At 73.9% G+C, this 21,919-nt stretch carries 17 protein-coding genes; 1 reads left to right on the forward strand and 16 read right to left on the reverse strand.

The features are described 5' to 3' along the window. Positions 1-15: 15 nt before the first annotated feature. From ACFXPX_RS12690 to ACFXPX_RS12700, 3 genes are all read right to left on the reverse strand, one after another. Positions 16-597, reverse strand: a complete 582-nt coding sequence (locus ACFXPX_RS12690; RefSeq protein ID WP_375895287.1) for a hypothetical protein — start codon at positions 595-597, stop codon at positions 16-18. Positions 598-705: 108 nt separating this feature from the next. After that, positions 706-1,593 (reverse strand): LLM class flavin-dependent oxidoreductase, encoded by an 888-nt coding sequence (locus ACFXPX_RS12695; RefSeq protein WP_380592117.1) that lies wholly within the window; start codon positions 1,591-1,593, stop codon positions 706-708. 55 nt (positions 1,594-1,648) lie between these two features. Continuing rightward, positions 1,649-1,837, reverse strand: coding sequence for a hypothetical protein (locus ACFXPX_RS12700; RefSeq protein WP_375895290.1), 189 nt, complete (start codon positions 1,835-1,837; stop codon positions 1,649-1,651). Positions 1,838-2,035: 198 nt separating this feature from the next. On the opposite strand from ACFXPX_RS12700, the gene ACFXPX_RS12705 reads away from it, so the two are divergent. Beyond that, positions 2,036-2,890, forward strand: coding sequence for an HAD family hydrolase (locus ACFXPX_RS12705; protein WP_375895292.1), 855 nt, complete (start codon positions 2,036-2,038; stop codon positions 2,888-2,890). A gap of 5 nt (positions 2,891-2,895) precedes the next feature. On the opposite strand, the gene ACFXPX_RS12710 is transcribed toward ACFXPX_RS12705, so the two are convergent. The 13 genes from ACFXPX_RS12710 to cydD all read right to left on the reverse strand — a co-directional run bounded on the left by ACFXPX_RS12710 (position 2,896) and on the right by cydD (position 21,919). Continuing rightward, on the reverse strand, positions 2,896-3,672 hold the full coding sequence (locus tag ACFXPX_RS12710) for a phosphate ABC transporter ATP-binding protein (protein ID WP_375895339.1): 777 nt from the start codon (positions 3,670-3,672) through the stop codon (positions 2,896-2,898). A gap of 154 nt (positions 3,673-3,826) precedes the next feature. Next, positions 3,827-4,723, reverse strand: a complete 897-nt coding sequence (locus tag ACFXPX_RS12715) for a sortase (protein WP_375895294.1) — start codon at positions 4,721-4,723, stop codon at positions 3,827-3,829. Further along, positions 4,720-6,492: a substrate-binding domain-containing protein gene (locus ACFXPX_RS12720; protein WP_380640968.1), complete on the reverse strand. Its 1,773-nt coding sequence runs from the start codon at positions 6,490-6,492 to the stop codon at positions 4,720-4,722. The genes ACFXPX_RS12715 and ACFXPX_RS12720 overlap by 4 nt, the downstream gene beginning before the upstream one ends. A 65-nt stretch (positions 6,493-6,557) precedes the next feature. Beyond that, positions 6,558-7,847 (reverse strand): phosphate ABC transporter permease PstA, encoded by a 1,290-nt coding sequence (gene pstA, locus ACFXPX_RS12725; RefSeq protein WP_380640970.1) that lies wholly within the window; start codon positions 7,845-7,847, stop codon positions 6,558-6,560. 127 nt (positions 7,848-7,974) lie between these two features. Further along, positions 7,975-9,006 (reverse strand): phosphate ABC transporter permease subunit PstC, encoded by a 1,032-nt coding sequence (gene pstC / locus ACFXPX_RS12730; RefSeq protein ID WP_380640972.1) that lies wholly within the window; start codon positions 9,004-9,006, stop codon positions 7,975-7,977. Positions 9,007-9,423: 417 nt separating this feature from the next. Beyond that, positions 9,424-12,000 (reverse strand): hypothetical protein, encoded by a 2,577-nt coding sequence (locus ACFXPX_RS12735; protein ID WP_380640974.1) that lies wholly within the window; start codon positions 11,998-12,000, stop codon positions 9,424-9,426. Positions 12,001-12,261: 261 nt separating this feature from the next. Then, positions 12,262-12,858 carry a hypothetical protein gene (locus tag ACFXPX_RS12740; protein ID WP_380528411.1) on the reverse strand — a complete coding sequence of 199 codons (597 nt, stop codon included), beginning with the start codon at positions 12,856-12,858 and terminating at the stop codon, positions 12,262-12,264. A gap of 46 nt (positions 12,859-12,904) precedes the next feature. Beyond that, the gene (locus ACFXPX_RS12745) at positions 12,905-13,951 is read right to left on the reverse strand and encodes a substrate-binding domain-containing protein (RefSeq protein ID WP_380640976.1); all 1,047 of its coding nucleotides are present in this window, start codon (positions 13,949-13,951) and stop codon (positions 12,905-12,907) included. A gap of 85 nt (positions 13,952-14,036) precedes the next feature. Next, the gene (locus tag ACFXPX_RS12750; RefSeq protein ID WP_380640978.1) at positions 14,037-15,071 is read right to left on the reverse strand and encodes a PstS family phosphate ABC transporter substrate-binding protein; all 1,035 of its coding nucleotides are present in this window, start codon (positions 15,069-15,071) and stop codon (positions 14,037-14,039) included. A 383-nt stretch (positions 15,072-15,454) separates the two neighbouring features. Next, complete coding sequence (locus ACFXPX_RS12755) at positions 15,455-15,859, reverse strand: hypothetical protein (protein ID WP_375895314.1); 405 nt, start codon at positions 15,857-15,859, stop codon at positions 15,455-15,457. Then, positions 15,849-16,406, reverse strand: coding sequence for a DUF1508 domain-containing protein (locus tag ACFXPX_RS12760; protein WP_380640980.1), 558 nt, complete (start codon positions 16,404-16,406; stop codon positions 15,849-15,851). The genes ACFXPX_RS12755 and ACFXPX_RS12760 overlap by 11 nt, the downstream gene beginning before the upstream one ends. A 91-nt stretch (positions 16,407-16,497) precedes the next feature. Continuing rightward, positions 16,498-18,351 (reverse strand): GAF domain-containing protein, encoded by a 1,854-nt coding sequence (locus ACFXPX_RS12765; RefSeq protein WP_380528417.1) that lies wholly within the window; start codon positions 18,349-18,351, stop codon positions 16,498-16,500. A 49-nt stretch (positions 18,352-18,400) separates the two neighbouring features. After that, positions 18,401-21,919 (reverse strand): thiol reductant ABC exporter subunit CydD, encoded by a 3,519-nt coding sequence (gene cydD / locus ACFXPX_RS12770; RefSeq protein WP_380640982.1) that lies wholly within the window; start codon positions 21,917-21,919, stop codon positions 18,401-18,403.

Genomic DNA, 21,919 nt, shown 5'->3' on the forward strand with positions numbered 1-21,919 from the left:
GGGCCTGGCGTCGGCTCAGGAGCTGGGGCGCTCCCACATCTCGACGACCTTGCCGGAGGCGTCGAGGGCGACCTTGTAGGTGCCGCTGTTGCAGGGGTACGAGCCCTTCTGGTTGCCGGGCGTGGCGATGCACTCGTTGATGTGCTTCACCAGCTCGGCGACGACGACGTCCTTCGGGGCGGCCACGACCGACTTGAGGTGGCCCTTGGCGCCGGGGGCGAAGGTCGCGCTCTTGTCGGCGCCCGTCGGTTCGAGGGCGACGTCGTTGACGCCGCAGGCGTCCTTGGTCTCCTTGTAGACCAGCGTCGTCGCGCTGGTGCCCTTCACCGGCTCGATCCACTTCTGCCCGGCGGGCAGCGGCTCGTGGGTGCAGAAGCCCTCCGGGCCGCCGTCGGTGGGCTTGCCGGCCGGGGCGGGCTTGCCCGTCCCGGTGGCCGGGGCCGCGGTGGGCGAGGCCGCCCCGCCGCTGGCCGGGGCGGCGGTCGCGGTGGAGGCGCCGGCCCCCTGGGTCGACGGGTCGTCCGGGCCGCAGGCGGCGAGGCCGAGCGCGGCGGTGGCGACCAGAGTGGCGACGAGCAGTCTCCTGGATGCGGACATGATGAATGAACCCCCGTTTAACGCATGATCAGATAAAGGTGCGGCGGACAGATTAGCGCCTCCCCCGACCGCACCCGTCCTGACGGCGTCCGCGACCGGCCGTACCGCTCAACCCAGCTGGGCCAGGCCCTCGGTGGCGATCCGCTCGAACACGGAGAGGTCGTTGGCGAAGATCGAGTCCGGCACCGGCCAGTGGATCACCAACTCGGTGATGCCCAGCTCCCGGTAGGTGCCGGCGAAGTCCACGAAGGCGTCCAGCGACTGGAGCGGCTTCTCCGCCGTGGAGCCCTGGAGCAGCATCTTCTCCAGCGTCGCCACGTCCCGGCCCTGCGCCTCGCAGGCCGCCGTGAGCTTCCCGATCTGCGCGGCGATCACGCCGGGCGCCTGCTCGACCGGCACGTCCGCCGGGCCCTTCGGGTCCCCGTAGGTCACCCAGCCCTGCCCGTACTCGGCCGCCAGCCGCATCCCCCGCGGACCGGCGGCGGCCACGTAGAACGGCACCCGCGGGGTCTGCACGCAGCCCGGGATGTTCCGCGCCTCGACCGCCGAGTAGTACGTGCCCTCGCGGGTGGTGGCGTCGGTGGTCAGCAGCTCGTCCAGCAGCGGCAGGAACTCGCCGAACCGGGCCGCCCGCTCCTTGGGCGACCACGCCTCCTGGCCCATCGCCGTCGCGTCGAAGCCCGTCCCGCCCGCACCGATGCCCAGCGTGAGCCGCCCGCCGGACACGTCGTCCAGCGTGATCAGCTCCTTCGCCAGCGTCACCGGGTGGCGGAAGTTCGGCGAGGTCACCAGCGTCCCCAGCCGGAGGCGCTCGGTCGCCGTGGCGGCGGCCGTCAGCGTCGGGACCGACCCGAACCAGGGCTCGTCGCGGAAGGACCGCCAGGACAGGTGGTCGTAGGTGTACGCGGCGTGGAATCCGAGGTCCTCGGCCCGTCGCCAGATCTTCTGTCCCTCGCTCCACCGGTGGATGGGGAGGATCACGGTGCTCAGACGCATGCCACCGACCCTAGCCGGACGGGCTGCCCCTGCGCTGGTGGCCGGTAGGAGGCCGTCAGGGGTGCGGGCGGGTGCGTTGGGCCGGGAAGGCCGGGGCCGGGGCCTGGTCCGGGGTGCGGCGGGCGAGCTCGGCGAGGGTGTGGAACAGCACCTCGCCGAGCAGCACCGGCTCGCGGGAGGCGGCGGGGGGATCCGGGGAAGGGAGGGTCGGGGGCGGCTCGTCACGGAGCTGGCGAGTGGGCATGGCTCTTCCTGCCGACGGGGTGACCAGGGGGTTCCTGCCCGTCGGCCCGCCGCGACACCCCGGACGGGGGCGGATCGGCCGGAAAGCGGCGCAGGAAGGGCCGGAACCCGTCCTCACGGTCGGTCGGCCGCGGGCACCGCCACCGGGCCCGCCGCAGGCCCGCCGCGGGCCGCCCGCGGCGGTGACCGGGCGGCGGCGATGGGCGAAGATGGACCGGTGACCGAACCCCGCACCGCTCCCCGCCTCATCGCCACCGACCTGGACGGCACCCTGCTGTGCCCCGGCGGCACCGTCAGCGATCGCACCGCCGCGGCCCTGGCGGCGGCCGAGGCGGCCGGGGTGCAGGTGGTGTTCGTGACCGGCCGGCCGCCGCGCTGGATGCAGCAGGTGAGCCCGCACATCGGCGGTCACGGGGTGGCGATCTGCTCCAACGGCGGCGCGATCGTGGACGTGCGGCGCGGCGGCGAGCTGATCGAGTACTTCCCGATGCCGGCACCGACCTCGCTGGCCGTGGTCGAGGCGCTGCGGGCCGAGCTGCCCGGCACCTCCTTCGCCTTCGAGTACGCGGACGGCTGGGCCCGGGAGCCGGGGTACGAGGTGCTGATGTGGGGCGACACCGAGGTGCGGGCGGTCGGCCCGGCCGAGGAGCTGCTGGCGGACGGCGGCCCGGTGCGGGGCCTGTTCAAGCTGCTGGCCAAGCACCCGGACCTCGACCCGGACACCTTCCTCGCCGAGGCCCGGACGGCCGCCGGACACCTGGCGGAGATCACCCGCTCCTCGCCGATCGCCCTGCTGGAGATCAGCGCGCCCGGCGTCACCAAGGCCAGCACGCTGGCCCGTTGGTGCGCCGAGCACGGGATCGACCGGGCCGAGGTGGTGGCCTTCGGCGACATGCCGAACGACCTGGAGATGCTGGCCTGGGCCGGCACCGCGTACGCCGTCGCCAACGCGCACCCGCAGGTGCTGGCGGCGGTGCCCCTGCACACGGTGAGCAACGAGGAGGACGGCGTCGCGGCGGTGCTGGAGCGGCTGATCACCGACTCCGGCCGGTAACGCCCCTATCCGAAGCGGCCGTTGACGTAGTCGGAGGTCCGCTGGTCGCGCGGGCTGCCGAAGAGCCGCTCGGTCGGCCCGGCCTCGACGATCCGGCCCGGGGTGTCGTGGGTGGCGAGGAAGAACGCGCAGCGCTGGGAGACCCGCTGGGCCTGCTGCATGTTGTGGGTGACGATCACGATGGTGAGCCGCCCGCGCAGTTCGGCGATGGTCTCCTCGACCCGGCGGGTGGAGGTCGGGTCGAGCGCGGAGCACGGCTCGTCCATCAGCAGGATGTCCGGTGAGACGGCCAACGACCGTGCGATGCAAAGGCGTTGCTGCTGCCCGCCGGAGAGGGAGCCGCCGGGGGCGTGCAGCCGGGTGGCCACCTCGTCCCACAGCCCGGCGCGGCGCAGGCTGGTCTCCACCAGGTGCTGGCGCTCCTCCTTGGAGACCTTGATCCCGGCCAGCTTGAGCCCGCTGGAGACGTTGTCCTGGATGGACATCGCCGGGAACGGGTTGGGCCGCTGGAACACCATGCCGATCCGGCGCCGCACCTCGGCGGGGCGCCGGCCGGGCCGGTAGACGTCGTCCCCGTCCAGCAGCACCTCGCCGGCCAGGGCGGCGCCGCGCACCATCTCGTGCATCCGGTTGAGGATCCGCAGGTAGGTGGACTTCCCGCAGCCGGACGGGCCGATCAGCGCGGTGACCTCGCCGGCCGGCATCGCCAGCGAGACCCGCTCCAGCACCTTGCGGCTGCCGAACCAGGCGGAGACGTCCCGGGTCTCCAGCCCGGCGAGCACCCCGTCGGGGCCCTGGGCCGGGACGACCGGCGGGGCGGGGGCCGGCGGGACCGGCGGGAGGGTGAGGGTGTCGGCGGCCGGGTCGACCGCCGCGTCGTGCGGCTGGTGCGTGGTGTCGGCGGTGTCGGTCATCGGTACGTCCTCCGGGCGCGCGTCAGTAGAGGTTGGGCAGCAGGGCGGCGGCGTTCTCGTAGACCGCCCAGAGCAGGGCGCCGACCACCGGCGCGGCGCTCAGGTAGGCGGGCGAGCGGCGCCAGTACCGGGCCAGCAGCAGCGCCCCGGCCACCGCGCAGAGCAGGGCGAGCGACCAGAGCTGGAGCGTGGCCAGCGCACCCTTGTCGGCGGCCAGCGCCTTGTCGTAGGGGACGGTGGCGGGGCGGCCGCCGGGGTTCTGCTGCGGGTCGCCCTCCAGCCGGGCGCCGATCAGCACGGTGGAGCCGGGGATCCAGTCGGAGTCCCCGGTGACCAGGACCAGCCGGTTGCGGGCCGGGTCGGTGATCGGGTGGTCGCCGTCGCCGTACACGTTGACCACGTAGGTGAACGTGCCCTGCCCGGTGGTGGTCTCGATCCGGTCGCCGACCCGCAGCCCGGACAGCCGGGCGAACGGCGCGCCGAAGGTCGCGCCGCGGCCGAACAGCACCGCCACCCCGCTCTGTCCGGGCAGTGCGGTGTCCCGGCGGTGGCCGGGGCCGCGCATCAGGTCCCGGCCGGTGGTGCCCTCGACCACCACGGCCTGGTGCAGGCCGATCGCCGGGATGTCCACCAGCGCCACCGGGTCGCCGTCGGCGGCCGCGCCGGTCGGGGCGACGGCCCGGGCCAGCTGGTCCCGGAAGGTCTTGTACGCCGTCGACTGGTAGTGCCGCTCCTGGACGTGCGAGAGCGTGAACAGGAAGCCGACGAAGCCCAGCACCAGCGCGGCCGCCAGGCTGGCCGCCCAGGCGCCCTGGAGGAAGCGGCGCCGGGCGGGGGTGACGGCGGCGGGCCGGGCCGGGGGCGCCTCGGCCGCGGGCGCCGGCCGGACCGGCGGCTTCTCCAGGACCGGTGCCGTCACGAGGCACCGCCCGAGCCCTTGCGCCGGCGCAGCAGCCGGCGGCCGAGCAGCGGCGGGACGAGGACGACGGCGAGCAGCTCGACGGCGGTCAGCGTGGACAGCGTCCAGTCCTCGGGCCTGCCGCTCACCTCGACCACGTTGGCCGCGAACTCGGTGGCGCCGCCCCGGCCGCGCGCGACCACCTGGCCGGTCTGCGGGTCGACCACGTCGCCGGAGCCGTCGCCCGCGGCGGGGTCGCCGGCCGCGGCGGCGTTCGGGTCACCGCCGCCGGCCGCGGCGCCGCCGGTGCCGGCCGCGTCGGCGCCGGTGCCGCTGCCACCGGAGCCGCCCGAACCGCCGTTGCCGTGGCCGGTGCCGCCCGTTCCGCCGGAGCCGGCGGCCGCGCCGCCGGTGCCACCGGAACCGCCGGAGCCGCCCGAACCGGTCTTGACCGCCTGGCCGTTCTGGACGGTGCAGTCCAGCGGGGCGCCCTGCTTGTCGCAGGGGCTCGGCTGCGGGGCGTTCTTGAGGACGGTCAGCTCACCGGCGGAGTTGAAGGTCGGGTTGGCGCAGTTGGCCAGGGTGTCCGGGTTGACCGGGCTGGCGTTGCCGGGGATCGACTTGGTCTGCAGCAGCCCGCCCTTGACCAGGCCGCGCGGGATCGGCGAGTAGCCCAGGCCGTCGGCCTCGCCCTGGCCCTCGCACAGCACGTAGGCGAGGAAGCGGCTGAGCGCGGCGCCCTTGTCGTTGTTGAACCGGCCCGGCGGGGGCAGCGCGGCGCCGGCCCGCGGCACGATCACGTAGCTGTAGCTGGAGATCGGGTACGAGCGCGGGTCGTCCATGGTGTAGACGCCGTCGAGGTTCTGCTGGAGGTAGTTCGGGTCGGACGCCGGGGTGTCGTCGTCCACACCGCGGATCTTGGCGGCGGTGAGCGCGATGGCCACGTTGGAGGCGGTCGGCAGCGAGTAGTAGCCGGCCTGGTTGAGCACCTTCACGACCGGCCAGTTGCTGCGCTTGGCGAAGGCGTACTCGTCGTAGCCGATGGTGCCCAGGCCGGCCGCGGCCTTGATGTAGCCGGCGACGACGTCGGAGCCGTTCTGGGCGACCATCCGGCCGGACGGCGGGAAGAACTCGGTGTAGTCACCGCAGGTGGTGCCGTTGACCGAGGAGCAGTAGGCGTCCCACTGGTCCTTGTGGGTGTGCTCCATCCAGCGGGTGAACTGCGCGGTGGCGCCGGAGCCGTCCGAGCGGACCACCGGGGTGATCGGCAGGTTGGGCAGCTGCTTGCCGTAGTCGGCGGTGATCTTCTGGTCGTTCCAGTTGGTGATCTTGTTGGTGAAGATGTCCACGACGGTCTGCGGGGACAGCCGCAGGTCGCGGACCTGCTTGCCGCCGACCACCAGGTTGTACATGAAGGTCGTGCCGCCCGCGGTGATCGGCACGTAGGAGAAGCCGTAGACCGGGTTCTCCCTGGTGCCCTGACCGCTGGTGCGGGCACCGGAGTTGAGGCCGGTGTCCTCGGCGCTGCGGAACGGCACGTCCGAGGCGGTGAAGTCGTCCTGCCCGTTGCTCCAGGCGGTCCGGCCGGCCGCCGACCCCACCGGGTTGAAGCTGATCTGGATGCCCTGCGGCCCGACGTCCTGGCGCCACTGGTCGATGGCCGGGCCGGCCCAGCTGGAGCCGTCGGCGCTGAGCGCGACCGAGGCGGCGAAGGCCGGAGCGGCCTGCCCGAACAGCAGGGTGCCCGCGGCGAGCAGCAACGCGGACAGGCACGCCAGGACACGGGCCACGGAGCGCCTTGCGGCCTCCCATGACATGAGAACTCCTCTGGTACGGAGGGTGGTTGGACGGTTCATCAGCTGTTCCCGGGCAGTGCGACGGGCGGGTGGGCGACGGGCGGATGGGCGACGGGCGGATGGGCGACGGGCGCGTGGGCACCGGCCCGGGCGGCCCGGGCGGCGCTCTCGGCCCGCCGCGCCTCCCGGTCGATCCGGCGCCGCTGACCGCGCGTCAGCTCACCCGGGCGGCGGCCGCCGAGCACCCGCGCGGTGACGAAGAGGACCAGCACCAGCGCCATCAGGGTCAGCCCCGCCGCGAAGGCCCGGGCGACCATCTCGGGGTAGGGCTGCTTGACGTAGTTCCAGACGTACAGGGGCAGCGACACCTGGTGCTCGTGGAACGGGTCGGCGTTGAACTGCGGGGTGAAGCCCGAGGTCAGCAGCACCGGCGAGGTCTCCCCGATGCCGCGCGCCACCCCGAGCACGACCGCCGTGACGAGGCCGGGCCGGGCGGTCGGCAGGACGACGTTCCACACCGTCCGCCACTGGCTGCCGCCCAGCGCGTACGAGGCCTCGCGCAGGGTGCCGGGCACCAGGCGGATGACCACCTCGGAGGCCCGGGTGACGATCGGCATCATCATCACCGTGAGGGCGAGCGAGGCCGCGAAGCCGCTCTTGTCGAAGCCGAGCGTCAGGATCACGATGCCGAGCACGAACAGCCCGGCGACGATCGACGGCAGTGCCGTCATCGCCTCCACCAGGGTCCGCACCGGCTTGGCCATCCGGCCGCCGACCTCGGACATGAAGATCGCCGCGGCGATGCCCAGCGGCACGGCGAACAGGGTGGCCAGGCCGACCTGTTCGAGCGAGCCGACGATCGCGTTCAGCGCGCCGCCGGAGGTGATCGGGGAGAGCGCGGCGGTGCGCTCCATCGACTCGGTGAAGAAGTTGAGGTGCTGGGCGGCCTCGTAGCCGCGCACCGCCAGGTAGCCGACCTGGTCGACGATGAGCGCCAGCACCAGCAGGCCGGCGCTCCACGCCACGACGGAGACCAGGCGCTCGCGCACCAGCAGCGGGCCCCACTGGAGCCGGCCGAGCGTGAAGTAGGCGGCCAGGAACAGCAGGTACCAGCAGACCAGGAAGCCGAAGGCGCCGCTGAACGGCAGCACCCGCTCGTACAGCGTCCAGTTCAGGGCCAGCGAGCCGATCGACGAGCCGGCCACGGTGAACACGTCCTCGCGGGTGACGCCGCCGAGCTTCACCCGCTTCTCCGGGCGCGGCTCCGCCGGGCCGGCCGGGGGCGCGGCAGGCCCCTGGGCGGCGGGCCCCGGGACGGCGGCGGCCGGAGGCAGGTCGAGCGTGGTCATCGGGTCGTTCCCTTCGACAGGGTCTCGGCCGGGGGCCCGGCGGGGGTGGCCGGCGGGAGTGCGGCCGACGGGGCCGCCGGGGGTGCGGCGGGGGTCTCAGCGGGACCGGTCATGTCCGTGCGCCGACTCAGTCGGCGGTCGAGGCCCCGGAGCGGGACCGGTTGATCACGAAGCCGGCCGCCACGTTGACCAGCAGGGTCAGCGCGAACAGCACCAGGCCGGCCGCCATCAGCGCGGAGAGCGAGAGCGCGTCCGACTCGCCGAAGCGCAGCGCGATGAGCGCCGAGATCGAGTTGGCGCCGTTCTCCAGGATGTGGCTGATGGCCTTGAAGTTCGGGGAGATGATCAGCGCGACCGCGATCGTCTCGCCCATCGCCCGGCCGAAGCCCAGCATGACCGCGCCGATCACACCGCCGCGGCCGAACGGCAGCACCACCGTGCGCACCATCCCCCACCGGGTCGAGCCGAGCGCGTAGGCGCCCTCCCGCTCGCCCTGCGGGGCCTGGGAGAAGACCTCCCGGCTGAGCGAGGTGACGATCGGGATGATCATCAGCGAGACGACGACGCCGGCGATGAACGTGGAGGAGGTGTAGGAGGTCCCGATGTCGCCGGTGCGCACCTTGAGGAAGGGGACCGTGTCCCCGAGGTGGTTGGAGAGCCAGCGGCTGAAACCGATGATCCTCGGCTGGAGGAAGAACAGCCCCCACAGGCCGTAGATGATGCTCGGGATCGCCGCCATCAGGTCGACCAGCGAGACCAGCGAGGCGCGCAGCCGGACCGGCGCGTACTCGGAGATGAAGACCGCCGTGGAGAGCGCCACCGGGACGGCGATGACCAGCGCGATCACGGCGATCAGCAGACCGTTCGGCAGGACGGCGGCGATGCCGAAGGTGTGCGCGGCGGTCTGCCACTTCTGCTCGGTCAGGAAGGACCAGCCCACGGCGCGCAGCGCGTCCGAGCCGCGCAGCAGCAGGAAGAACGCGATCAGGCCCATGATCGCGAACACCGAGAGCCCGGCCACCCGCAGCACCCCGCGGAACACCCGGTCGCCGGGGGTCGCGGGGGAGGTGATGACGCGCGGGACGTCGGTGTCGGCTCCGCGGTCGGGTCTGCCCGGGGCCCCGGCGGACGAGGCCGCGGGCTCGGCGGCGGCTGTCATGCTCTGCTCTCCGTGCTCGGGTGCGGATGGCCGGGCTGCGCCCGGACCGGACGGTGGCGCGACGTGGCGCCGGTCGCGCTCGGCGGCTCCGGTGGGGGCTCGGCGGCGCGAAATCGTTGTGGGGGCGGCCGGTTGGCACGGGGCCGCGGTTCCGGTGCGTACCCATTCGGCCATCCGGAGGTGTCCGCCCTGGGTCGCACGCGTGTACGGGGCCCCAACGAGCCAGTTTGGTGCTGGAGTTGACCGCCACCGGTGGCCGGATCCTTTCCGGCCACCGGTACGGTGACGGTCAACTCGGCCTTCCTGCGGGAGGGTTGGGCCATGGGCCCGACGGCTCGGCGGGCCGGGACGGCGGCCTCGCCGAGCCGTCAGCCGTCAGCCGTCAGCCGTCAGCCGTCGGCCGTCGGCCGTCGGCCGTCAGGGGCGACGGCGCAACCGCGCCCAGCCGTTGCGCAGCCCCGCCAGCGTCCGCTCCCCGGCCGGTGTCCCGCCCAGGACCAGCGCCGCCGGCCCGCCGACCAGCAGCACCAGGCCGCCGATCAGCGCGATCGGGAGCAGCAGGCGCGCGGCGCCGGAGCGGTCCGCGGCCGGTGTCCCGGCCGCGACGGGCGCGGCGCTCAGCGACTTGCCGGGCGTGCTCGGCGAGGCGCCCGGGGTCTTGCCCCCGGCGGTGGCCGCGGCCGCGGCGGCGCCCCCGGTGGTCGCGGCGCCCTCCCCGAGGCCGCCGGTCGAGGCCCCACCGAGGCCGCCACCGCTCGTGCCGTTGTCGGTCCCGGCGCTGACCGGCGTGGTGCCGCCCGCCGAGCCGGAGCCCTCCGCCGGGGTCCCCCCACCGGTGCCCCCGTCGCCGGGGGTGACGGCCGGCGGGTTCGGCGGCGCGGCCTGGTTGCCGGGCAGCTTGGCGTCCTGGGCCGCCACGTGGGTGGCGGCGTCGGCCGCCTGGGCCCGCTGGGCGCTGGTGAGCGCCAGGAAGCCCGGCGCCAGGTGGCCCGGCTCGTTGCCGTAGACCTGGCCGCTGCTCGTGGTGGTCCGCAGGAACGTGGTGATCGCGGCGGCCTTGTCGGCCGGGACGCCCTGGGTGGGCACCATCGCGTACTGCACGGTGGTCAGCGGGTAGGCCCGCTGGTCGCGCGAGTACGCCGTGTCGGCGGTCCCGTACGGCAGCGACTGCACGCCCGTCGAGGCGTCGACGGTCATGTCGGCGACGGAGGCCTGGAAGCCGGTGGTCCCCGGGGAGACGAAGGCGCCGGCCGGGTTGAGCAGCTGGGCTTCGGGGAGGGAGTAGGCCTTGGCCTGGCCGGTGTCCATGATCGCGATCAGCATCCGCTGTCCGACGTCCACCGGCGCGCACTGGTCGTGCCCGCCGGTTCCGTTGAGCCCGGGGTTGACGCAGGTCGCCTTGTTCTGCAGGAACCCGCGCGCGACCTGGCCCAGTCCGCTCGTGACCGGGTTCCACTCGTACTGCATCAGGTGCTGGTAGGCGTCGACCTTGCTGCCGACGATCCCGGAGGAGTCCTGCCGGGAGAAGGAGTCGACCGGGTAGCCGGAGAACGCGGGCCGGAGGTAGTAGGTGTTCACGTGCATGCCCCACGGGTCGGACTCGCCGTCCAGGAAGCGGGCGGCGTCCGGGTCCGAGGCGATCCACGAGGTCAACTGGTACGTCAGGTCGGTCGTCCCGCCCACCACGGTCGGGCTGAAGTCGAACATGTCGCAGAACCTGGGCCACTTGAGCCCCGAGGTCGCCGGCAGCTGGTTCAGCTGGAGGAACTCGGGATCCGCGAAGAGGCAGGTCGGATTGCCCTTCACCGAGGTGACCACGCCGCCGCGGGGCGCGTAGGACTGGGTGAGCAGCTTGGCCATCAGCCGCGCGTTGAGCTTCATGTCGCGGATCTGCCGACCGGTGTCCTGGTCGTCCACCGAGAACACGACCGAGATGCCCGAGGTCGCCAGCGGCGCGTAGACGTAGGGCCGGGCCGGTGGTGAACCGTCCGCCCGCGCGGTCAGCGCCACGTCCGTGGATCCGCCGAGGAAGCGCGAACGGGCCTGCGGCTCACCGCCGGCCGACACGTACCGGACGGCCATCGGCGAATCGCTCAGGCACAGGCCCGCGCGCCACTGCTGCATGGCCCGGTTGAACATCTCCAGGCCCTCCGCGTCGAACGAACCGTTCTGCGACGCACAGGCCTGGGCCACCGGCGCGAAGGACAGCGGGATCACGATGCCGTTCTCCCACGCGCACTGCTCGCCGCTCGACATGCCGTTGGCCGCGTAGCTGAACAGCACCGCGTCGCTCGCGAGCGAGCTCGAACTGTCGAGCGAATGGTTCAGGCAGTCGACCGAGGCCGTCGGGGTGGTCCGGCCGAGGCTGTCGCCACCGTAGTTGGCCTCCACCACGAGGGAGCACGGGTGGGTGTCGTCACAGCCCAGCGTCGGGGCCTGGGCCTGGGTGTAGAGCTCGATGTTCGCGGCGCCGGTGCCGTCCGCACCGGTCGGGGCGATCGCCATGTTGCTCGGGAAGTCGGGCGCGGTGCTCGACCCGGGCGGCAGGGTCTGCTGGAAGCCCGCGTTCGCGTCACCGCCGAACAGCGAGCTGTTGTAGCAGTCGGTCACCTTCGGAGTGGCGCCGCGGCACTCGTAGATCCGCACGGGGTAGAGGTACTTGGCCTCGCCGACCCGCGCCAGGGTGACCTGTTGGCCGCTGGTGGTCTTGGTGGGCGTGAAGCCGCTCCAGGAGACCTGCACCACCTGGTTGACCAGGTTCTTCGTCTGGGAGACCGTGATCTTGCCGGCCCGGCCGCGCGTCCCGGTCGCCGGGTCGAGCACCTTGGGCCCCGCCACGGTCACGCTGGAGGACTCCGCCACCGCCTGCGGCCCGGCCCCCAGGCCGATCGGCACCACGCCGAGCGCCACCACCACCGACCACACCAGCGCGATCGCCGGAAGTCGGCGGCGCCATCTCCCCGGATCCCTCCGGTCGGGCAATCGGACTCTCATGGTGGGCACCTCCGTGCGGATCCGCGCCGCCCAGCACGCGGCGCAAGGTGGGATCGGGCATGCCGACGGCCGGGCACCCCCAGTACCCACCATTCGGCCAGCCGGACGTGTCCGGATCCGGTCGACAGGATGTACGAGAACACAACGCGGCGCCCCTGGAACGGAGTTGAGTGCTCCCATTGGCACACGAGCGGGCCCGCGCCGAGGCGCGGGCCCGCGGGGCACCCGGGGTCGTCCGGGACCTTCCGACGAGGAGCCGGATCAGCTGCCGGGGGTGTAGGTCAGCGCGAAGGAGCCGAGCGACTGACCGCCCGTGAAGTACGTGGTGCCCAGCGCGCTGTCGAGGTACTGCGCGCCGGCCGGGTCCAGCTGCAGGCTGGAGGCCGAGAGCGACTGGGTGGTGCCCGTGCGGCCGATCTGGGTGTCGCCCAGCGGGTCCAGCAGGGCCACCGGCGCGGTGCCGCCGTTCGGGACCGCCGAGACGTTCCAGTCACGGACCTTGAAGCCGAGCTGCTTGAACGTGACGGTCTTGCCGTTGTTCAGGTTGACGAAGAGCAGTCCGCCACCGAGCTGCACCTGCCCGGAGAACGACGGGATGTTGGCGACGCCGCCCGTCACCGGGAAGGTGCTGGTCACGACGTTGTTGGTGACGTCCGCCGTGGCCGGCGTCAACGGGACGACGGCGATGCCGCCGAGCAGGGTCTTGGCCAGGAACTGCTGGTCGACCGTGACCACGGCACTGCCGGTGGGCGCGGTGGTGGTGGCCGTGGTGTCGGCCGCGGCCACACCGCTGAATCCGGTGATCGCGAGGACCACGGCGATCCCGGTGGCGGCGAGACGGACGCCGGTTCTTGCCATGTCGTACTCCCTGGGAGAGGTGGGATGGTGCGGTGGTGACAGTTGGTCAAGGGATGAGCACGCCGCCGCAGGCGCCGGCCGGGAGCGGCAGGAAGCCGTAGGTCCTGGTGTCGGCGGCTGCCGTGGAACTGGTGCAGATCCAGCCGTCAGGCCCGAAGACGCCGCGCAGCGCGGCTCCGTGTGCGTCGGTCGCCGCCCAGTCCGCGTCGCGGACCACGACGTAGACCGTTTGCCCGTGGAGGGTGAGGAAGTCGGTGTTGATCGCCCGGCCCGTCGCGTCGACCGGGGCCGTTCCGTCGATGCCGCGGATGGTCAGGAGCCCCTGGGTGTCGGCCCCGCTGCCCCGGCCGTAGTACGCCTGGCCGATGTAGTGCCCCACGGAGTAGGGAACCAGCACGTCCGGGTCGTTGAGCTTCGGGTCGCTGCCCTGGCCTTCGGTCACCGTCCGGTCGTCGATACAGCTGTTGACCGTGTGGATGCCCAGCGCGGCGAGGAAGGACGCCCGGGTTCCGGAGCCCGCCTTCGGGAGGAAGGGCTTGATGGTGCTGCCGGGAAGGGCGGGGTCGATCTGCTTCCACGTGGTGACGTCGCAGTCGTAGATGTCCTTGAGGTTCTGCGTCGTCAGGTTCGCCGGCGCGTTGCCGTTGCCCGGCGCGGCCCAGGACAGCGCGTCGTCCGCGTAGTTCACGAAGTCGAAGTACCGGGGGTCGGTCGGCAGCGGGCCGCGCGAGGAGCGGGCGAAGTCGACGGTCGCGCCGGTGCTGTTCTTGAGGGCCGAGATGCCGACCTCCGCGCCGTTCGGGCGCGCGATCGTGGTGGCACCGGTCTTGGTGGTGATCGTCGGCGCCCCGGTCGCGTCCCAGCTGTACAGCCGGGGTGTCGTGGTGTCCGAGCCCGGGATCGTGGCGTTGTAGTCGGCCGAGAACTGGTTCAGCACGGCCTGGCTGTCGGCGTCCCCCACCCCCACGAGGTCCTGTGCGGCCGGCAGCGCCGGCCCTGCCGGGTCCGCCACGGCCGGGCCGCCGCCGGGGGCCACCACGACCGAGGCCGCCAGGACGGCCGTGACGAGCGACTTCCGCCACGTCCTGTGCATCGTTCTCCGGTTCCCTTCGGTCGGCTCCCGACGGCCGACGGCCACGGGCGGCGGGCCCGTGGCCGTCGGATCGTGCGGGGTGTGATCAGGAGTGGATGGTGCTGCCGCAGGCGCCGGCGTTCAGCGGAAGGAAGCCGAAGCTCTTGAGGTCGGCCTTCGCGGTGGCGTTGGTGCAGACCCAGCCGGTGGTACCGAAGATGCTGCGCAGCGCGGTGCCGTGGGCGTCGGTCGCCTTCCAGTCCGCGTCACGGACCACGTTGTAGACCGTGCGGGCGTAGGAGGTGGCGGCGAAGTCGCCGTTGATCACCTTGTTGGTGGTGTCGACCGGCGCGGTGTTGTCGATGCTGCGGATGGTCAGCGGACCCTGGACGTCGGAGCCGCTGCCCTTACCGTAGTACACCTGGCCGATGTAGTGGGCGACGGAGTACGGGACCAGCGCGTCGGGGTCGGACAGGTTGGTGTCGCTGCCCTCGTTCTCCTGGACGCCCTCGGTGACGCACGGCTTGATGGTGGAGATGCCGAGCACGGAGAGGAAGAACGACCGGGTGCCGGAGTTGGCCTGCGGCAGGTACGGCTTGATGGTGTTGCTGGGCAGGCTGGGGTCGATCTGGTCCCAGGTGGTGATGTTGCAGTTGTAGATGTCCTTGAGGTTCTGCGTCGTCAGGTTGGCCGGCGCGTCACCGTTGTTCGGCGCGGCCCAGGCCACCGCGTCCGTCGCGTAGGCGACGAAGTCGAAGGTGTTCGGGTCGGTCGACTGCGGGCCGCGCGAGGAGCGGGCGAAGTCGACGGTCGCGCTGGTGTTGTTCTTGAGGGCCGAGATGCCGGCGCCGGAGCCGTTCGGGCGGGCGATCGAGGTCGCACCGGTCTTGGTGGTGATCGGCGAGGAACCGGTCGCGTCCCAGCTGTACAGGTGCGGCAGGGGGGAGCCGGCGCCCAGGTACGCGTTGTAGTCGGTGGAGAACTGGTTCAGCACGGCCTGGGTGGTGTCCGAGCCGACGCCGACGATGTCCTGGGCGGCCGGGGTGCCGGTCGGGTCGGCCAGGGCGGAGCCACTGGCGACGGTGACCAGGGAGGTCGCCAGGGCGGCGACGGTGAGCAGCTTGGCAGCGGTCTTACGCATGTTCCTCTTCCTCCGAGGGAGAGACGTCCATCGCGTGAACCCGTGCTCCGGGGGGAGTCCGGGGCCGGGGGCCGTGTCTGCTGCGGCCGCTCCGGCAGTGCCGATCCTGTCCGGCCGGGAGGTTCCGTCGGAAGGGCCGTCGGGGCCGGGCGGCGAATGTCGACTCATCGGTTCGACGAGGTTTAGGCACTGGTCAACGCGGATGTGACAGGGGCGGAACAGGGGTGACGAACCCGGTCGACGTTCTTCTCCAGGAGGCGGCTCGGGGTGTTGCCGGAAACCTGCGCTTCACCGGAACAGCACGAAGCGGAACGGCCCGGAGCAGAACCGTACGGAGCTGTACGGAGTAGGACGGAGCCGGACGGTACGAAGCGGAGCCGGCGCTACAGCGGCCAGCGGCCGTCGCGGCCGGACCGCCGCAACTCCTGCCCGACCCACTGGAGTCCGGCCAGGAAGCCCTCGACGCCGGCCTGGCACTGGTCGCGCCGCAGGTAGCCGCGGGCGCTGCGGGCGACCGGGACGGCGGGGGTCGCGCCCGGCCGGGTGGTGCGCACCGGCAGGTGGGCGGACCAGACCCACTGGCGGCCCTCGGCCTGGACGGTCGAGCAGCGCAGGGCGGCCCGTTCGATGATCAGTTCGCGCACCGCGTCGGCGAGTTCCTCCTCGCTGCGGTACGTCCGCACGCCGACGCCGAGCGGCCGCCCGTTGGCGGCGCGCAGCGCCCAGCCCACGCAGCGGTCGGCCGCGGGCACGATCAGCAGCCGCGGTCCGCGCCGCTCAGCTGCCATCGGGGCGTCTCAACGACACTGCTCTCCTCGGGAGTTCACGTGCGGGCGCGTCGCGGAAGGGCACATCGCGCACGGACCGCTCGCGCACCGACCCCTCGCGGCCGGGAGCCTCGCGGACCGCCGGCTCGCGCGGCGGCTGCTTGGCGAGCAGCACGACGAAGCGGCGGAAGGCGTTCTGGCACGTCGCGTACCGTTCGTACGCGCGGCTGGAGCGCACCTCGGGCAGGCTGCGCGATCCGGGGACGACCCAGATCCAGCCGAGCCCGTCGCGGACATGGGTGATCCGCGCGGTCAGTCCGTCGGCGCCGGCGCGCAGTCCGTCGAAGCCCCGCTCGGCCTCGCCCGCCGTCTCGAACAGCGCGGAGGTGATCGCCACCACCCGGCCGTTGGGTGCCTTCAACTGCCAGCGGTAGCGCCCGTCCGGTGCACGCTCGGTCCGGAACCCCCCTCGGCTCGCCCCTGCTGCGGTGTGACCGCGGCCGGAACCGTCCACTGCCCCCTCCGTCCGGTTTCCCCTCCGGGACGGAGCCAAGCTATGTGTGCACACGGAACCGCCGAAAGCCCAGAACGTTCACAACTTGCGCCGTTGGTCGGGAAGTTCTCCCTCGTTCAGCTTTCATCTGTCGGTACCGGAACGGTCACAGCCGGGCCGTCCAGCGGACCACGGCGCCCTTCCGGTAGGGCCCGCGCTCGTGCCACGCGGCGCCGCCGAGGGCCTCGGCGCGCCGGGTGAGGTTGAGCAGTCCGCTGCGCCGGCCGCCCTGGGGGATGCCGACGCCGTCGTCGGTGACGGTCAGCAGCACGCCGGGCCGCCCGCCCCGGTCCAGCGACTCCGGGTCGCCGCCGACGGGCCGTCCGGCGTCGTCCAGGTGGACGGTCGCGTCGATCTCGACCCCGACCCGGGAGGCGCGGGCATGCCGGGCCGTGTTGGAGAGCATCTCGCGCAGGGCCGCGAGGAGTTGGCGGCCGGTGTTCTCGCCGACCAGGCTCTCGACCGGGCCGACGAAGCTCACCGAGGGCTTGAAGCCGAGGGCGGCGGCGGCCTGGCTGGCCTCGCGCAGCACGCGGGTGCGCAGGGTGTCGGGGGCGTCGCCGTGGTTGTCGTGCTGGAGCGCGTAGATGGTGGTGCGGACCTCCTGGATGGTGGCGTCCAGTTCGTCGACCGCCTTGCCGATGCCCACCTTGACCTCGGGGACGACGGACCGGCGGGCGGCGCTCTCCAGCATCATCCCGGTGGCGAACAGCCGTTGGATGACGAGGTCGTGGAGGTCGCGGGCGATCCGGTCGCGGTCCTGGAAGACGGCCAGCCGCTGCTGGTCGCGCTGGCCCTCGGCGAGCCGCAGGGCCAGCGCGGCCTGGGAGGCGAAGGTCTCGGCGAGCTGCTTCTCGGAGTCGGTGAAGGGCAGGGCGCCGCGCGAGCGCCAGACGCAGAGCCCGCCGAGCACCCGCCCGGCGGCGACCATGGGCACGGCCAGGGACGGGCCGAAGCTGCGGGCGAGCCGCATCACCACGGTGGGGTCGCTGGACATGTCGTCGAGGTGGACGCTGTCGCCCTCCAGCAGCTGGGCGGCGAAGCTGTCCTTGGGCAGCAGTTCGCCGCGGACGAACTCGGCGGCCTCGCCGGAGGCGTGGGCGACCCGCATCTGCCCGTCACCCTCCGCCGAGGAGCCCGAGGAGCCCGCCGAGCCCGCCGCTCCGGGCGGGCCGGCCGGACCGGTGGGCAGCAGGATCATGCCGAGCGCGGCGCCCGCCAGCTCCCGGACCTGCTCGGCGGCGACGGTGAGCGCGCCCTCGGCCTGCTCGGTGGAGAGCAGCGCGGTGGTGACGGCCGCGGCACCGGCGATCCAGCGTTCCCGGCGGCGGCCCTCCTCGTACAGCCGGGAGTTCTCGATGGCGACGCCGGCGGCCGCGGCGAGCGCGTGCACGACCTGTTCGTCCTCGGGCGTGAAGGCGCCGCCGCCCTTCTTCTCGGTGAGGTAGAGGTTGCCGAAGACCTCCTCGCGGACCCGGATCGGCACGCCCAGGAAGGTCTTCATCTGCGGGTGGTGCGGCGGGAAGCCGGAGGAGCGCGGGTCGGCGCCGAGGTCGGCGAGCCGCAGCGGTTCGGGGCGGTCGATGAGCGCGCCGAGGATGCCGCGGCCGGCGGGCAGTTCGCCGATCTCGGCGGCGGTGCCGTCGTCGATGCCGACGTGGATGAAGTCGGCCAGGCCGTGCCCGCCGGGGGCGATCACGCCGAGGGCCGCGTACCGGGCGTCGACGAGTTCGGCGGCGCCGGTGGCGATCCGCTGCAGGGTGGCGTGCAGGTCGAGTCCGGCCCCGATGGAGACCACCGCCTCCAGCAGGCGCTGCATCCGGTCGGTGACGGCGGCGGCGGACTGCAGCCGCTCCGCGACCTCGGTGACCAGGGTGTCCAGCCCGAGCGAGGCGATCTCGGGCACCCGGTGGGGGGTGGGCTCGGGGGCGGTCTCGGGGAGGTCCGGCGTGGGGTCCATGGAGAAAGCCTACTTTTGTACGGTTTTCAGCCGAGGGACGATGCGGCCATCAGTGCCCCACCGCCGCCAACGGTGCCTCCGCCGCCAGCAGACCGTCCGCCTCCCGCTCCCGGCGCCACAGCGCGTGCAGCCGCCCGTCCGGATCGGCGACCAGCTCGGACCAGCGGCCGCGCTCGGCCACCCGGCCGGCGTCCAGCACCAGCACCTCGTCCACGGTGGTGTCGTCCAGTCCGGCCAGCCGGTGGGTGATCAGCACGGTGGTGCGGCCCGCGGTGGCGGCCAGCAGGTCGGCGGTGAGGGCGTCGGCGGTGGGCAGGTCGAGGTGCTCGGCGGGCTCGTCCAGGACCAGCACGGGGAAGTCGGCGAGCAGCGCCCGGGCGAGCGCGAGGCGCTGGCGCTGGCCGCCGGAGAGGCGGGCGCCGTGCTCGCCGACCATGGTGTCCAGGCCGTCCGGCAGGCCCTCGGTCCAGTCCAGCAGCCGGGCGGCGGCGAGGGCGGCGCGCAGCTCGTCCTCGTCCGCGTCGGGGCGGGCGAGCCGCAGGTTCTCGCGCAGCGAGCTGTCGAAGACGTGGGCGTCCTGGGCGCAGAGGCCGATCACCCGGCGGACGTCCTCGCCCGCGAGCGCGCGGCTGTCCACAGCCTGTGGACGACCGGCGGCGAAGGTGACGGACCCGGCGCCGGGCTCCAGGAAGCGCAGCAGCGCCTGGGCGAGGGTGGTCTTGCCGGAGCCGGAGGGGCCGACCACGGCGATCCGGCGGCCGGGCGCGAGATCGAGGTCGACGCCGGTGAGCGCGTCCACGGCCTGCCCGGGGTGCCGTACGGTCAGCCCGCGCACCGCGACGGGCAGCGGCCGTCCGGGCAGTGCGGCCGGTTCGGCGGGTTCCGCCACCACCGGCGGCGTCGTCAGCACCTCGTCCAGCCGGGCCCGGGCGGCACTGCTGCGCCGGCGGGCCTGGACGGCGAGCGGCATCCCGGTGACGGCCTCGAAGGCGGCCAGCGGGGTGAGCACCACGACGGCCAGGCAGACCGGGGCGAGGGCGCCGTCGCGCACCCCCTGGATGCCGACGGCGGCCGCGGCGACCACGGTCAGCCCGGTGAGCAGGGTGATCAGCCCGGTGCCGAGCGCGGTGGTGGCGGCGGAGCGGGCGGCGAGGCCGGTCAGGGCGGCGTCGGCGCTGCGGACGGCGGCCAGCCGGGCGGGCAGCGCGCCGGCCACGGTGAGTTCGGCGGTGCCGGTGAGGCCGTCCACCACGGCGGTGGCCAGGCGGCCGCGGGCGGGGGCCTGGCGCTGCTCGGCGCCCGCCGACCAGCGGGCGGCCAGCGCGGGCACCAGCACTCCGGCGAGCAGCAGTCCGAGGCCGAGCACCAGCCCGGCGGCGGGCAGGAAGGCGCCCATCGCGACGGCCGAGGCGAGCGCGACCACGGCCGCGACGGAGGCGGGCAGCCGCCAGCGCAGGTGGTGGTCCTGGATCGCGTCGACGTCGGCGACCAGCCGGGAGAGCAGGTCGCCGCGCCGGAAGGCGGGCAGTCCGGCGGGGGCGAGCACGGTCAGCCGGCGGTACACGGCGGCCCGCAGGGTGCCGAGGGTGCGCAGCACCGCGTCGTGGGAGACCAGCCGTTCGGCGTAGCGGAAGACGCTGCGGCCGATGCCGAAGGCGCGGACGGAGGTGACGGCCATCATCAGGTAGAGCACCGGGGGCATCTGGGAGGCCCGGGAGATGAGGTAGCCGGAGGTGGCCATCAGGGCGACGGCGCTGCCCAGGGCGAGCGCGCCGAGCAGCACCGACAGGGCCAGCCGGGGGGCGGCGGGTTCGGCCTCCGGCTCCTCCGGCGCGGCGGGGGCGGGGGTGGGCTCGCCGGTGTGGGCGAGCGGCACGACCGGGGCCGGGGCGCCGGCGGCGGAGGCGGAGGCGGCGACGGGCCCCGCCAGCCGGATCCGCTGCTCGGCGACCGCCAGCAGCGCCGGCCGGTGGGCGACCACCAGCACGGTGCGCGCCGGGTCCTCGGCGAGGGTCCGGACGGCGTCCACGACGGCCGCCTCGGAGTCGCCGTCCAGGTGGGCGGTGGGCTCGTCGAGGAGCACCAGCGGCCGGTCGTCGGCGAGCAGGACCCGGGCGAGGGCGAGGCGCTGGCGCTGGCCGGCCGAGAGCCCGGCGCCGTCCTCCCCCAGCTCGGCGTCCAGGTCGGTGACGAAGTCGAGCGCGTGGGCGGCTCGCAGCGCCGTCCACAGCTGCGCGTCGGGGGCCTCGGGGCGGTGCAGCCGCAGGTTGTCGGCGATCGTCCCGGCGAACAGGTGGGGGCGCTGGGGCACCCAGGCGATCTGCCGTCGCCAGCTGTCCGGCTCCAGGTCGGCGAGGTCGTGGGTGCTGCCGTCGGCGGCGGTGATCCGGACGGTGCCGGCCTCGGGGGCGGTGAGGCCGAGCAGGACGGCCAGCAGGGTGGACTTGCCGGCCCCGCTGGGCCCGGTGAGGGCGGTGCTGGAGCCGGGGCGCAGGGTGAGTGCGGCGCCGTCCAGGGCGGGCAGGGCGCGGCCGGGGTGGCGTACGGTCAGGCCCTCGGCGGTGATCACGGCGCCGGTGAGGTCGGGGGCGGGGCGGGTGCCGGCGGCGGGCAGCGGGGTCTCCAGCACCCGGAAGATCTCGTCGGCGGCGGTGAGCCCCTCGACGCTGGAGTGGTAGAGCGCGCCGACCTGGCGGATCGGGAAGTACACCTCGGGGGCGAGGACCAGGATCAGCAGCCCGGTCTCCAGGTCCATGCTGCCGTCGACCAGCCGGAAGCCGACGGTGACCGCGACCAGGGCGACGGAGAGGGTGGAGAGCAGTTCCAGGGCGAAGGAGGAGATGAAGGCGATCCGCAGGGTGCGCAGGGTGGCCTTGCGGTAGTCGGCGGTGATCCTGGCGATGGTGGCGGCCTGGGTGCGGGCCCGGTTGAACACCTTGAGGGTGGGCAGGCCGGCGACCACGTCCAGGAAGTGGTGGGAGAGCCGGGCCAGGGTGTTCCACTGCCGGTCCATCCGGGACTGGGTGGCCATCCCGATGAGCACCATGAACAGCGGGATGAGCGGCAGCGTCCCGGCGATGATCGCGGCGGAGGTGAGGTCGGCGCCGCCGATCCGCAGCAGCACGATCACCGGCACGACCACGGCGAGCGCGAGCTGCGGCAGGTAGCGGGCGAAGTAGTCGTCGAGGGCGTCGATGCCGCGGGTGGCGAGGGTGGTGAGTTCGCCGGTGCGCCGGCCCGCCAGGTAGGACGGGCCGAGCGCGGTGGCGTGGTCGAGCAGCCGGCGCCGCAGGGTGGACTTCACCCGGGCGACGGACCGGTGCGCGGTGAGTTCGGTGAGCCAGCCGACCAGCCCGCGGCCGACGGCGGTCAGGGCGAGCAGGACCAGCGGGGTGGTCAGTTCGCCGAGGCCGGCCCCGCGCTGGAAGGCGCGGACCACGATCTCGGCGATCAGGCTCGCCTGGGCGACCACCAGGACCGCGCCCGCCCCGCCGAGGAGCACGGATCCGGCGAGGAAGGCACGGGTGGTGCGGGCGTGCGCGAGCAGGCGCGGGTCGACCGGCTGCAC

This window comes from Kitasatospora sp. NPDC059146 (genome assembly GCF_042786665.1).
Lineage (GTDB): Bacteria > Actinomycetota > Actinomycetes > Streptomycetales > Streptomycetaceae > Kitasatospora.